This window comes from Paraburkholderia aromaticivorans (genome assembly GCF_012689525.1).
Taxonomy (GTDB): Bacteria; Pseudomonadota; Gammaproteobacteria; order Burkholderiales; family Burkholderiaceae; genus Paraburkholderia; species Paraburkholderia aromaticivorans_A.
Map to the genome: position 1 here is coordinate 1,006,680 of NZ_CP051516.1, position 13,877 is coordinate 1,020,556.

Below are 13,877 nucleotides of genomic sequence, written 5' to 3' on the forward strand. Positions count from 1 at the left end.
CGCCCGCTGTATGTGGCCCAACCGTCTGTAATAGGCTGAAATATGAGCGAATTGGTGCGCGGCGAAAACACGCCTACACTTCGATGGCCTCTTTCGAGAGGCATCGGTGGAAGTCTTTCATTTAGCCCGCTTCGCGCGGGCTTTTTCTTTTTGCTGCACCGTTCGCGCGAGCCCGTGCGGCGCGAAAAACAAAAGGCGAACCCGATATCGAGTTCGCCTTTCTATCCGCAAGCTGCGTGCAAGAGACAAGCAAGCGATGGGCGCATAGTGCGCGCTCACCGCATGCCGCGCGTCTGCTTACTTCAACGCCGCACGTGCCGCTTTCACCGCCGCGAGGACCTGTTCCGGCGCCGTGCCGCCCGGATGATTGCGGCTCGCCACCGAGCCTTCCAGCGTCAGATACGAGAACACGTCCTCACCGATCAGATGCGCGACGTTCGGCAGCTCCTGACGCATTTCTTCGAGCGTCAGATCCGCCAGATCGCAGCCGCGATCCGCGCAGACGCGCACGGCCAGCGCCACCGCTTCGTGCGCGTCGCGGAACGGCAGGCCGCGCTTGACCAGGTAGTCGGCCAGATCGGTCGCCGTCGAGAAGCCTTGCAGCGCGGCGTCGCGCATCGCCTGCGGCTTCACCGAAATACCGGCGACCATTTCAGCGAAGATGCGCAGCGTATCCGCAACCGTATCGACGGTGTCGAACAGCGGCTCCTTGTCTTCCTGATTGTCCTTGTTGTACGCGAGCGGCTGGCCTTTCATCAGCGTGAGCAGCGCGATCAGATGGCCGTTCACGCGGCCGGTCTTGCCGCGCGCGAGTTCGGGCACGTCCGGGTTCTTCTTCTGCGGCATGATCGACGAGCCGGTGCAGAAGCGATCCGCCAGATCGATGAAGCCGACGCGCGGGCTCATCCACAGCACGAGTTCTTCGGAGAAGCGCGAGACGTGCGTCATCACGAGTGCCGAGGCCGCCGTGAATTCGATCGCGAAGTCACGGTCGGACACCGCGTCGAGCGAGTTCGCGCAGATGCCGTCGAAGCCGAGCGTCTTCGCCACCGCATGACGGTCGATCGGATAACTGGTGCCGGCGAGCGCAGCCGCGCCGAGCGGCAGACGGTTCACACGCTTGCGGCAATCGATCATGCGCTCGGCGTCGCGCGAAAACATTTCGACGTAAGCGAGCAGGTGATGGCCGAACGTGACCGGCTGCGCCACTTGAAGATGCGTGAAGCCCGGCATGATGGTCGAGGCGTTCTTCTCCGCCATGTCGAGCAGGGCCGTGCGTAATTCAGTCAGCAAGCCGCCGATCCGGTCGATCTCGCCGCGCAGCCACAAACGGATATCCGTCGCGACCTGGTCGTTACGCGAGCGGCCGGTGTGCAGGCGCTTGCCGGCGTCGCCGATCAGCGCGGTCAGGCGCGCTTCGATATTCAGGTGCACGTCTTCCAGATCGAGTTGCCACTCGAACTCGCCTCGCTCGATTTCACCCTTGATCTGCGCCATGCCGTGTTGGATCTCGGCGAGGTCGCTGGCGGCGATGATCTTCTGCGCGGCCAGCATCGAGGCGTGCGCGAGCGACCCTTCGATATCGACGAGCGCCAGACGCTTGTCGAAGAAAACCGACGACGTGTAGCGTTTGACGAGTTCCGACATCGGCTCCGAGAAGCGAGCCGACCAGGCTTCGCCTTTTTTGTGCAGTTGGGACGTCATGGTGTTGGGCAGTTAAGCGGCAGTTGAGCGAGCGGTGAAGAAGGCTGACGACGCGAATGCACATGCCGTGCAAAGGTGCCGCCGAAGCGAGGAAAGACAGGGATTTTAACACTGGCCGGGAGGCTTAAAGACGCCGTACGCCACAGGGTGTCCAGACGAACGGCACACGGCGGTTTGGGCGCGCGACGGTGAGGCGGCGCTGCCTCGCTCCAGATGTCGTGCCAGGCAGGCTCGTGTCGCGTATTGCCGAGTCGCTGCGCGGCGCGCCTGCTGGCCGTGGGCACGGCAAGCGCGACAGCGGCTTTTCCCCGCGACGCGCCAGCCACCCGTCCGTCGCCTACTCGAGCACCAGCACCACCAGCTTCAGATCCTCGCGATGCGCGGGTTTGAACGTGATCTGGTCGTACACGATGCGGCCGTCGCGCGGATGGTTGAACTCGCGCCGTCCGCCTTCGCGGCCGCCCACGTCCTGCGAGGCCCAGAAGCGCGCAAACGCGTCGCTCGCGGCGGTGAGCGAGTCGATCAGCGCGCGGGTGGGCGCGTCGTTCAGATGGCGGATCGAGTCGGCGCGGAATTCGGCGGCGAGCCGCCGCGCGCGCGTTTCCCAATCGACGATCAGCTCGCGTGCGGCCGGTTCGGTGAAGGTATAGCGCAGCAGATTGCGGTCGTGCGTGCCGTCCAGCCAGCCGACGAACAGGTCCGTGGCGCGCTCGTTCCAGGCGAGCGCATTCCATTGGCGGTCGAGCACATAAGCCGGCGCGCTCACGAGCTGGACGGTTTCCAGCAGGGTGGCGGGCGCGTCGGCGGCGGCCGGATCGGGCTCCGCCGGGTCGCGCTGGGCGGCCAGTTCGAACAGATACGCCCGTTCGGCGCGCGACAGTTGCAATGCAACCGCGATGCGCGCGAGCGCGTCGGCGGAAGCGGAGACTGGACGCCCCTGTTCGATCCACGTGTACCAGGTCGGACTCACGCCGCACAGTTGCGCGACTTCCTCGCGCCGCAAGCCGGGCGTGCGGCGGCGCGGGCCGGGCGGCAGGCCGACCGCTTGCGGCGAGAGCCGCTCACGATGAGCGCGGATGAAGTCGCCAAGCGCGCGGGCCGGCGTGGCGTCGAGCGGTGGCGGGTTGTCGGCGGAAGACGGCGTGGTCATTCTGAGCGAGCGGTAGGTCGACGAAGGGGAGGGAGGTAATAGCGATACCAGAATAATCGCTTAACTTGTACTGGTACACGGCGGGCTCTATTGTAGCGGCTGGAAAGGCACGACGCCTTCCAGCGCTTCCCCGAATACATAACCGGAGCCTCCCATGAAGCATCACGATCAGGTCGCCGACGCCTTCGGCTCGACCGCCGCCGCCTATTTGACGAGCCCGACCCACGCCACCGGCGCCGATCTGCGGACGCTGGCCGAATCGATCGCGGCGACGCCGGATGCGACGGTGCTCGACATGGGTTGCGGTGCCGGCCACGCGAGTTTCGCGGTCGCGCCGCACGCGCAAGCGGTGGTCGCCTACGACATCGCGCCGCCAATGCTGGCCACCGTGGAAGGCGCCGCGAAAGAGCGCGGTCTTGCGAATATCCGCACGCAGCAAGGCGCGGCCGAAGTGCTGCCGTTCGACGATCATTCGTTCGACTGGGTGATCAGCCGGATGAGTGCGCATCACTGGCACGACGTGCCGCTCGCGCTCGCCGAAGTGCGGCGCGTGCTGAAGCCGGGCGGCAAGGTGCTGTTCATCGATATCGCCGGCAGCGATCATCCGCTGCTCGACACGCATATCCAGGCCATCGAGTTGTTGCGCGACGGCTCGCATATTCGCGATTACCGCGCCGACGAGTGGCTCGCGTTATTTGCCACGGCAGGGTTCAGCGCATCGATTCGCGAGCGTTGGCGCATCGATATCGAGTTCAGCTCGTGGGTGGCGCGCATGCGCACGCCGGAACCGCGCGTGGTGGCGATTCGCTCGATGTGGGCGAATTCGCCGGATGAAGTCCGCCAATATTTCGACGTGCAGGCAGACGGCTCATTCAAGCTCGACGCGTTGATGATCGAGGCGCAATGAAAAACCGGGCGCGACGAACAGCGTCGCGCCCGGCTTGTGTGCTCAAAGGCGTGCAATCAAACGCGTGCGTGCTTAGCCCGTATTGCGCAAGCCCGCCGCAATCCCGTTGATGCTCAAATGAATCCCGCGCCGCACGCGCGCGTTGGTGTCGCCCCCGCGGTGACGCTTGAGCAACTCCACCTGCAAGTGATTCAGCGGATCGAGATACGGGAAGCGGTTCTTGATCGACCGCGCGAGCAGCGGGTTCTCCGCAAGCCGTTCGCTCTTGCCCGTGATCTCCGACAACACCTTCGACGTGCGCTCCCATTCCGCAACGATCCGCTCGAACACGTGCTTACGCAGCTTCTTGTCGGACACGAGCGCGGCGTAGCGCGAGGCGACCGCGAGGTCGGTCTTCGCCAGCACCATGTCCATGTTCGACAGCAGGTTGGCGAAGAATGGCCACGTCTTGTGCATTTTCTTCAGCAGCGCGAGACGGCTCTTGCGTTCGGCGTCGGTCGGCGCGCTGTCCAGATGCGCGGCCACCGCGCTGCCGAACCCGTACCAGCCGGTCAGCAGCAAACGGCATTGGCCCCAGGAGAAACCCCACGGAATCGCGCGCAGATCTTCGATCTTGCGTTGCTTCGGATCTTGGAGTTTGCGCGAAGCCGGCCGGCTGCCGATGTTCAACTCGGCGATCTCCGCGATCGGCGTCGACTCGAAGAAATACTCCTTGAAGCCCGGCGTTTCGTAGACCAGCGCGCGGTAGGACGCCATCGCCGCGTCGGACAACTGCTGCATCGTTTCTTCGAATGCGGGCAGTTGCGCCGGGGCAATGCCATGCGGCAGCAACGATGCTTCGAGCGTGGCGGCGACCACCGTTTCCAGATTGCGCCGGCCGATCTCCGGATTGCCGAACTTGCTCGCGATCACTTCGCCTTGCTCGGTCAAACGGATCTGGCCGTCGACGGTGCCCGGCGGCTGCGACAGAATCGCCTGATAGGTCGGACCACCGCCGCGGCCGACGGTGCCTCCGCGTCCATGGAACAGACGCAACGTCACGCCGCGCTCGTTGAAGAGCGACACCAGCGCGAGTTCGGCGCGGTACAACTCCCAGTTCGACGTGAGGAAGCCGCCGTCCTTGTTGCTGTCCGAATAGCCGAGCATCACTTCCTGCTCGTTGCCCTGATGTTCGATCAGCGCATCGACGCCCGGCAGCGCGATCAGATCGCGCATGATGTGCGGCGCGTTGCGCAAGTCGGGGATCGTCTCGAACAGCGGAATCACCATCAGGCCCGCCTGGGCCGGATCGTTCGCGTCGCCCAGACGTCCGTGCAGCAGGCCGGTTTCCTTTTGCAGCAACATCACTTCGACCAGATCGCTCACGGTCTCCGTGTGCGAGATGATGTAGTTGCGCACCGCACGCGCACCGAATTTCTCACGCGTGATGCGCGCTTCCTCGAGCACGCCGAGCTCGCTCTTCACGAGATCGGAGTATTCCGCGTACGGCAGACGCAACGAACGCGGCTGCGCCAGTTCGGCCAGCAGCACCTTGAGCTTGTCCTCTTCCGTGAGCGCCGCGTAGTCGTCCTCGACGCCTGCGCGCTTGAGCAGTTCGGCGATCACCGCTTCGTGAATGTCGGAGCTCTGGCGCAAGTCGATGCTCGCCAGATGGAAGCCGAACACTTCGGCGGCGCGCGCGAGCGGCGACAGACGCGGTGCGGCGAGCGGCGCGCCGTGATGCTCGGCGAGCGAATCGATCAGCACGTGCAGGTCGCGCACGAATTCGGCCGAGTCGCCGTACGGCTTGGCGCGGATCGGCGCCGCGCCGCGGCCCGCGCTGCGCACCGGCACGCTGCCTTCGCCGAGGCGCACGCGCGCGCTTGCCGCGAGCCGCGTGTACATGCCGATCAACGCCCGGCGATACGGCTCGTCGGTGCGATGCGGCGACTGGTCGGGCGAGGCGGCGGCGAGTTCCTTCAGGGCGTCGCTGGCGCCGGCCAGCAGGTTCGACACCGACAACTCGGCGCCGAGCTTGTGCACCTGCTCCATGTAGTGCTCGAAGATCACCGCGGCCTGGCGGGTGATCGCGTTTTCGAGCGTCTCGGCCGTGACGTTCGGATTGCCGTCGCGGTCGCCGCCGATCCAGCTGCCCATCTGGAAGAACGGCGGCAGGCGCGCGTCGATGCCGTGCTCGGTGAGCGCTTCTTCGATATCGGCGTAGAGCGCCGGGATTTCCGAGAGGAAAGTGGCGCGGTAGTACGACAGCGCGTTCTCGATTTCGTCGGCCACGGAGAGGCGCGAATCGCGCAGCATGCGCGTTTGCCACAGCGACGTGACGCGGGCGCGCAGCATCGCTTCGTTGTGCGCGCGCTCGCGGTCGGTCAACTGCTGATCGCGTTCGGCGAGCAGGCGCGCGACGTCGTGCTGCGCGTCGAGAATGCTCTTGCGCTGCACTTCGGTTGGGTGCGCGGTGAGCACCGGCACGATCAGCGCGTCGTTGAAGAACTGCTGCAACACGGGCGTGGCGGCCGCGCCGGCTTCGACAAGCCGTTCGAGCGCATGGGCAATCGTGCCCGGTTGCGAGGTCGAACCGGCCAGTGCGTGAATCCGGTGACGGCGGTTGCGGTGACGGTCTTCAGCAATGTTCGCGAGGTGCGAAAAATAGCTGAACGCGCGCACCACGCTGACCGTTTGCTCCGGGCTCAGCGAGCGCAGTTTCTTGTCGAGCGTTTGCGCGGCGGCGCTGTCGTCTTCGCGGCGAAAGCGCACGGCGTTCTGGCGGATCGTTTCGACGACGTCGAACACCGCGTCGCCTTCCTGTTCGCGCAGCACGTCGCCGAGCAGGCGTCCGAGATAGCGAATGTCCTGGAACAGCGGATGGTCCTTGTCCTCGCGCGTGCGGCCGTTGCCCTTCGGTGCGGACGCGGGCGATTCCTCCGACACGGCCTGCAGCGCGGGCGCTTGCGGCGCGTCGGCAACGACCTTGATCTTCGTGGAGCCGGCCTTGGCCGCTTTTTGCGCCTTGGTGGCGGAAGTGGCTTGCGTCGTCTTATCCGTCTTGACTGCCTTCACAGGCTTGTCTGTCTTGACAGGCGTGGAGGTTTTGGCGGCCTTGCCGGCCTTGCCGGCTTTGGCGGCGTGAGCGGCCAGAGCGGGTTTGCCGGCGCGTTTGGCCGATGGGGACTCAGCAGCGGTTGTAGCCGAGGCGGCGGCAGAAGCGGCGGGCTTGGCGGCGTCGGCCGCGCGAGCGTTGGGCGATGCAGTGTTGCGGCGGGCAGGGCGCGCCGATCCGGAAGACGTCACGATGGGTTTCCTCAGGGAAGCCAGGGTCTGTTGAGTGATGAACTGCTACTGCGGAACTGCACTATGAACTGCAACGTGAACTGCATAGTGAACTGCGCGAAACGGTATGCGCCGATGGCGATACGCCTGAGAGGAGACTGCGCGCCTGAACGGTCGCGCGTCTGCACGACATTCGCTCGAGGCACCTGCGGCACCTGAGCCACGTTGGGCCGCATCGCATCATCCCGCATGCGGCGGCCCGGTGCGCGAACGACCGTGCGTGAACAGGCTGGGATGGGGCAGGCGCGCACTGCGCGTTGCCCGTCTCCTCCATCGATACCGCTTCAGCACGGCGCCTGGCTGCGTCTTGAGACGCAAGGGCGCGTGCTAACATTGTTCGTTATTACATCCCGTCATTCGATCAGCAAGCTAATGAACACCGAGACGTTTTCCACGCCACCCCACACGCTTGTGATTGCGTCGCGAGAAAGCCGCCTGGCCATGTGGCAAGCGGAGCATGTGCGATGTGCGCTGCACAAATTATATCCATCTTGTGACGTAAAAATCCTCGGAATGACAACACGTGGCGATCAAATACTCGATCGCACTTTGTCGAAGGTTGGTGGTAAGGGCCTCTTCGTGAAGGAACTGGAAGCCGCTCTCGCCGACGGCCGCGCGGACCTCGCCGTGCACTCGCTCAAAGACGTGCCGATGGAGTTGCCCGAAGGCTTTGCGCTGTCCACCATCATGGAGCGCGAAGATCCGCGCGACGCGCTGGTCTCCAACCAATACGACTCGCTCGCCGCACTGCCGGCCGGCGCCGTGGTCGGCACCTCCAGCCTGCGCCGCGAGGCCATGCTGCGCATGCGTTATCCGCACCTCGAAGTGCGGCCGTTGCGCGGCAATCTGGACACGCGTCTGTCGAAACTCGATCGCGGCGATTACGCGGCGATCATTCTGGCCGCAGCCGGCCTGAAGCGTCTGGGTCTGGGCGAGCGCATCCGCGCGCTGCTCGATCCCGACGACAGTTTGCCCGCGGCGGGCCAGGGCGCGCTCGGCATCGAGATTCGCGCCGACCGCGCGGACCTCGCGGCATGGCTCGCACCGTTGCATCACGACCACACCGCAGCCGCCGTCGAAGCTGAGCGCATGGTCTCGCGCGCGCTTGGCGGCAGTTGCGAGGTGCCGCTCGCGGCGTATGCCACGTGGCGCGACGGCGCGCTGCATCTGCGCGGCATCGTTGCCACGCCTGACGGGCAGCGCGTGCTGAGCGCGCAGGCGTCGGCGCCGGCACCTAGCGTCGAACGCGCGATCGCGCTCGGCCAGGAAGTGGCGAGCGCGCTCGAGCAGCAGGGCGCGATGGACATCGTTCGCGCGCTCAGCACCGCCAGCGGTCCCGCCGCTGCAAAGAAGGGCACGGCGGAAGACGGCGCGGCGGACAGCGCGGCGACCGGCGAGTGATGGCGGCCGATATCCCCGGCAACACCTCCCCAGCCGTCGACAAGGCGGCGTTCACGGTCGTGATTACGCGACCGGCCGGTCAGTCGAACGAACTGATCGCGCGACTCGCCGCGGCCGGCATCGCCACGCTCGACTTTCCGCTGATCGACATCGCGCCCGTCACGGACGACGCGCCGTTGCGTGCGGCATTAGCGTCGCTCGAACGCTATGCGCTCGTCGTGTTCGTGTCGCCGAATGCCGTCGATCACGCCTTCGCCCGCAGCGACGCGATCTGGCCGCATGCGCTGCCGATCGGCGTCGTCGGACCGGGCAGCGTGCAGGCACTCGCGCGCCACGGCGTCGCCGCGCCGGCCTACAACGTGATCAGCCCGCCGTCCGGCGCGGATGAAGACACCGCGCGCTTCGATTCCGAAGGTCTCTTCGCCGCGATCGACACGGCACTCGACGCGAGCCGCCTCGAAGGCAAACGCGTGCTGATCGTGCGCGGCGACGGCGGCCGCGAGTGGCTCGCCGACCGTCTGCGTGAAGCCGGCGCCGAAGTCGACACGGTCGCGGCGTACCGGCGCCTCGTGCCGGAACCGTCGATCGGCGCTTGGGCGCGCGTGCACGAGTTGCTCGCAGGCGTGCCGCACGCGTGGCTGCTCACCAGTTCCGAAGGCGTGCGCAATCTGAACGAACTGGCGCAAGACCACCTTACCGCCGACGAGATCGCGCAACTCAAACGCGCCGCGCTCGTCACGCCGCATCCCCGTATCGCGCAGACCGCGCGGGCATTGGGTTTTGATAGCATGACGGTGTCCGGCGCGGGCGATGAGCGCATTGCCCGCGCGCTGATTGCCGCCGTCCCGCCCGTCGTCCAACCGGTATCGTCCAACCCGGCTCATTCACCGGCTAAATCACGCATGACTGAAACGAACGCATCCACGAACGCTTCACCCCAGCCGGCCGCGACCACTGCGTTGCCGCCGAATCAACCCTTCACGCCCTACGAAGCGCAAAAGCGCCATAGCGCGAGCGGACCGCTGCTGTGGTTTGTCGTCGTGATCATTGCTTGTGCCGCGGGCGTGGGCGGCTACGCGCTCAATCGCAAGGTGGAGCGCGCGGAGCAACAGATCGTGCAGCGCCAGCAAGCCAACGACACGCAGACCAACGAACTGCGCATCAAGACGGAGCAGGCGCTCGCCACGGTGCATCAGTCGGACTCGCAGGTCGCGCAACTCGAAGGCAAGCTCGCCGATGCGCAAACCTCGCAGCAGGCGCTGCAACAGCAATACGCGGATCTCGCGCGCAATCGCGACGACTGGACGCTCGCCGAAGTCGGCCAGATGCTCTCCGCCGCCAGCCAGCAGTTGCAGTTGACCGGCAACACGCAGCTCGCGTTGTTCGCGCTGCAAAGCGCCGACACGCGTCTCGCCGCATCGGACAGCCCGCAAGCGGTCGCCGTGCGCAAAGCCATCGCGCAGGACATCGACAAGCTGAAGGCCGCGCCTTCCACCGATCTCACGGGCATGGCCATCAAGCTCGACAACGCGATCGACCTGGTCGACAACCTGCCGCTCTCGGGCGAAGCACCGATCGCCCACGCCACGCCGCAAGCCGCGACGTGGGCCGACACGGCCAAGGTGGCCGCGGCCACCGGCGAGCCGCGCTGGAAGGTGTGGTGGCGTGAAGTGACCACCGGCATCGGCCAGCAGTTGACGAGCCTCGTGCAGGTGCGCCGGATCGATAACGCCGACGCGATGCTGGTCACGCCCGACGAAGGCTATTTCGTGCGCGAGAATCTCAAGCTGCGTTTGCTGTCGGCGCGTCTTGCCTTGCTGTCGCGCAACGAGACCACGTTGAAGTCCGACCTGCAGGCGGCGGAGAATGCGCTCACACGTTACTTCGACAACTCGTCGAAGAAAACGCAGACCGTGACCGATCTCGTCAAGCAGGTGGAAGCGGGCTCGGCCGCGGTTGAACTGCCGAATCTGAACACGAGCCTGCAGGCCGTCAATCAATACCGGAGCCGAGGTTAATCATGGCGATCCGGGGACTTCTATGGCTTGCGTTGCTGTTCGTCATCGCGGTGGTGCTGGCGGTGGTCGGGCGCTTCGACATGGGGCAGGTGCTGCTGATCTATCCGCCGTACCGCGTCGATATATCGTTGAATCTGTTCGTGGTCGGGCTGGTGGTGGTGTTCATCCTGATGTACGCACTGCTGCGCATCTTCCGCAATATCTGGCGCATGCCGCAACGCGTGGCCGCTTATCGCGCGCGCTCGCGTGTCGCGAAAGCGCATGCCGCGCTGCGTGACGCGATCGGCAATCTGTACGCCGGGCGTTTTTCGCGTGCTGAGAAAGCCGCCAAAGACGCACTCGCGAATGGCGACAACAAGGGCGCGGCCGGGTTGATCGCGGCCACCGCGGCGCATCGCATGCATGAATATGCGCGGCGCGACGAGTGGCTCGCGCAGATCAACGAGGCCGACTGGCAGGACGCACGCCTGATGGCTACCGCCGACATGCGCGCCGACGGCCGCGACGCGGACGGCGCGCTGACCGCGCTGACCCAAATGCAGTCACAGGGCGGGCGGCGAATTCACGCGCAGCAGATCATGTTGCGCGCGCAACAGCAATTGAAGAACTGGGGCGAAGTGCTCAAGCTCGTCAAGACGCTGGAAAAGCGCGAAGCGATTCATCCGGCGGTGGCGGTGCGTTTGCGTCAGCTTGCGGCGGAAAACCTGCTGCGTGACCGGCGTCACAATGCCGATGCGCTACTGGAGATGTGGAATTCGTTGTCGGCGACCGAGCGTCATTCGCCGCGTCTCGCGGATCTCGCGGCCGAACTGCTGGTGTCGCTGAACCGTCCGCAGGAAGCGCGCAAGATCGTCGAGGAAGCGCTCGCGCAGAACTGGGACGCGCGCTTGCTGCGCCGCTATCCGGACACGACCGCGGGCGATGCGTTGCCGCTGATCCAGAAGGCCGAAGCGTGGCAGAAGGATCGTCCGGAAGATGCGGACCTGATGTTCGCATTGGGCCGCTTGTGTCTGCATCAGCAACTGTGGGGCAAGGCGCAATCGTTCCTTGAGCGCGCACTGAAACTCGCGGACAACGAGACGCTGAAGATTCGTTCGCATCGCGCGTTGGCGCGTTTGCATGAGCAACTCGGCGACGCCGACAAAGCGAGCCAGCATTATCGCGAGAGTGCGTTGGCGATGAATATCGTGTGACGTGCTACGCCGCGGCAAGCGGCGCAGACATCGTTTCGAATTGAAGTGCCAATGGCCGCCGCCTCCGCTGCGGCCATTTTCATTTTGCCACTCGCGGCACTCGCGCACTTGCCGCACCCGCCGTGCCGTTCATCACGGGTCCATTGCTTACGTCAGGACATCAGCCGCGTTGATCTGACAGGCAGTTGTAGGTCGCGGCGGTGGTCATCCGTCAGGTGCGCAGCACGGATGTCTGTCCTTCAATTTCACACATCCTCACCTAATATATAGGTCGAACCGTCCATCCATTGCGGACGACTTCATGGCTGTGGAGGCAAGCGGATTCTCACGAGTACCAGCGCCACGCTTGCCGGATCGCACGCGCGCCGGCAAGCCTCACGGAAGAGCACATGAAGACGCACGGACTGATCAGGTTTGCCGACTTCGAGCTCGACATCGAGCGCTACGAACTGCGGCGCGCCGGCCAGGAAATCCGCCTCGAACGCTTGCCGATGGAACTGCTCATCCTGTTGGCCTCGCGTGACGGAGAGCTGATTTCGCGTGCGGACATCATTCGCGTCTTGTGGGGGCCCAACACTTTCCGCGACACGGAAAACGGCATCAACACGGCAATCCGGAAGATCCGCCTCGCGCTCGACGACGATCCCATCACGCCGCGCCACATCAAAACGTTAAAGGGCAAAGGGTATCGTCTGGACGGTATCCACCAGGCGCCTGCCGCGGCCGCGCCACGGAACCCGGAACCCGCGGTTCGCGTCATCGTTCTGCCGTTCGACAACATGACTGGCGACGCGACGCAGGACGCATTTTGCGAAGCCCTGGCTGCCGAGACATCCGCGACGCTCGGCACGCTGCGGCCTGACCGGCTCGCGGTCATCGCGCGCACGACTGCCGCGCACTATCGGCGAACCGGCAAGAGCATCGCGGAAATCGCTCGCGAGCTGTCGGTCGATTATGTTCTCGAAGGTTCATTGACGCGTGAGGGCCGGCGCGTGAGGATCCTCGCGCAGCTTGTGCGATGCGCCGACCAGTCGCAGATCTGGAGCCGCGCCTACGAGCCTGTTTCTCAAGGCGCGCTGAATATTCAACAGGAGGTGGGGGCTGCGCTTGCCACCGAGGTCACGCCGACGTTGACGCAGCATCAACTGACGACGCTCGCAAGACGGTTGCCCGTTGCGCCCGCGGCGCACGACGCTTATCTGCGTGGCCGTTATTACTGGTATCGACGGGTTCATTTCGACGCGGCTTTTTCGGCGACGCACGCGCTGAGCGGCGAAGATTTCTTTCGCAGCCGCAACTACTTCGATAGCGCAGTCGAAAGCGATCCATCGTATGCGCTCGGCTATGCCGGTCTGTCGAATTTCTATGGTTCGACAGTCGTGCATGGCTTCTATCCGCCCGAGCACGGTTGGCAGCTTGCCCGGTCGGCGGCCGAGCGCGCGTTGGAACTCGATCCGGAGTTGCCCGAGGCGCATCACGCGATGGCCGCAGTCCACTACTTCTACGATTGGGACTGGCGCAAAGCCGAAGCCGAGTTTCTGTGCGCACTGCGTCTGAATCCGAGCTATCCAGAGGCGCACCGTTTGTACGCGAGGCTTTTGCTGGCCATCGGGCGCGATGCGGAGGGGCACGCGCAAATGACGCGCGCCGAAAAACTCGATCCGCTGGCATTCCAGGGTTCACGCGCGTTCGGTCTTATCCTGTCGGGAGGACATGAGCAGGCAGTGCACGAGTACTTTTCTCGCGCGGCCAACGAGCGCTCGCCGCTGATCTATCAAGTCCTTGCGACAGCGTTTGAAGTCAAGGGACTGTTCAAGGAATCGGTGGAGGCGACGATCGAAGCGCTCATTTGCTGCAACGAGCATGCGCGCGCAGAAGCGATACGTGGGCGGTGGGCGACGGGCGGCCACGACGCCGTACTCGAGTGGCTGTGCGCGGATCTGCTCGCACGGCATCGGGCGGGCTATGTCTCGCCGCTCGTCCTCGCGGAGGTTTACGCGAAGCTGGGGCGCCCCGACGAGATGTTTCACTGGCTCGACGAAGCGCTGGCCGAGAGGTCGTCGCGACTCTGCGAGTTGCGCACGATCGCCTGGTTTCAGCGCTGGCTTTCGACCGGCCGCTTCCGCAGTCTGGAAAAACGTCAGGGCTTTTGAGCGCGACCGGCTGCCCGGCGGTTGTCA

At 65.1% G+C, this 13,877-nt stretch carries 8 protein-coding genes; 5 read left to right on the forward strand and 3 right to left on the reverse strand.

Translation table 11 applies throughout. The annotated features are described in order from the left end of the window. Nucleotides 1-297: 297 nt before the first annotated feature. Both argH and HF916_RS32465 read right to left on the reverse strand, forming a co-directional pair. On the reverse strand, nucleotides 298-1,704 hold the full coding sequence (gene argH, locus HF916_RS32460) for an argininosuccinate lyase (RefSeq protein WP_168792942.1): 1,407 nt from the start codon (nucleotides 1,702-1,704) through the stop codon (nucleotides 298-300). Between the two features lie 337 nt (nucleotides 1,705-2,041). Next, entirely contained in the window at nucleotides 2,042-2,854 is an 813-nt protein-coding gene (locus tag HF916_RS32465; RefSeq protein ID WP_168792943.1) for a helix-turn-helix transcriptional regulator, read from the reverse strand. Between the two features lie 154 nt (nucleotides 2,855-3,008). On the opposite strand from HF916_RS32465, the gene HF916_RS32470 reads away from it, so the two are divergent. After that, a complete protein-coding gene (locus tag HF916_RS32470) occupies nucleotides 3,009-3,761 on the forward strand; it encodes a class I SAM-dependent methyltransferase (protein ID WP_168792944.1) in 753 nt (250 codons plus the stop codon). Nucleotides 3,762-3,833: 72 nt separating this feature from the next. Here the strand turns inward: HF916_RS32470 and ppc are convergent, their stop codons facing one another. Then, nucleotides 3,834-7,046: a phosphoenolpyruvate carboxylase gene (gene ppc / locus HF916_RS32475; protein WP_168792945.1), complete on the reverse strand. Its 3,213-nt coding sequence runs from the start codon at nucleotides 7,044-7,046 to the stop codon at nucleotides 3,834-3,836. 411 nt (nucleotides 7,047-7,457) lie between these two features. Here ppc and hemC point away from each other — a divergent pair, with 411 nt between their 5' ends. The 4 genes from hemC (at nucleotide 7,458) to HF916_RS32495 (ending at nucleotide 13,850) form a co-directional block, all read left to right on the forward strand. Continuing rightward, nucleotides 7,458-8,486, forward strand: coding sequence for a hydroxymethylbilane synthase (hemC, locus tag HF916_RS32480; RefSeq protein ID WP_168792946.1), 1,029 nt, complete (start codon nucleotides 7,458-7,460; stop codon nucleotides 8,484-8,486). Continuing rightward, nucleotides 8,486-10,504 carry a fused uroporphyrinogen-III synthase HemD/membrane protein HemX gene (hemDX, locus tag HF916_RS32485; protein WP_168792947.1) on the forward strand — a complete coding sequence of 673 codons (2,019 nt, stop codon included), beginning with the start codon at nucleotides 8,486-8,488 and terminating at the stop codon, nucleotides 10,502-10,504. Before hemC ends, hemDX begins: the two co-directional genes overlap by 1 nt. Nucleotides 10,505-10,506: 2 nt before the next feature. Continuing rightward, nucleotides 10,507-11,697, forward strand: coding sequence for a heme biosynthesis protein HemY (locus HF916_RS32490; protein WP_168792948.1), 1,191 nt, complete (start codon nucleotides 10,507-10,509; stop codon nucleotides 11,695-11,697). Between the two features lie 389 nt (nucleotides 11,698-12,086). Then, complete coding sequence (locus HF916_RS32495; protein WP_168792949.1) at nucleotides 12,087-13,850, forward strand: winged helix-turn-helix domain-containing protein; 1,764 nt, start codon at nucleotides 12,087-12,089, stop codon at nucleotides 13,848-13,850. Nucleotides 13,851-13,877 lie beyond the last annotated feature (27 nt).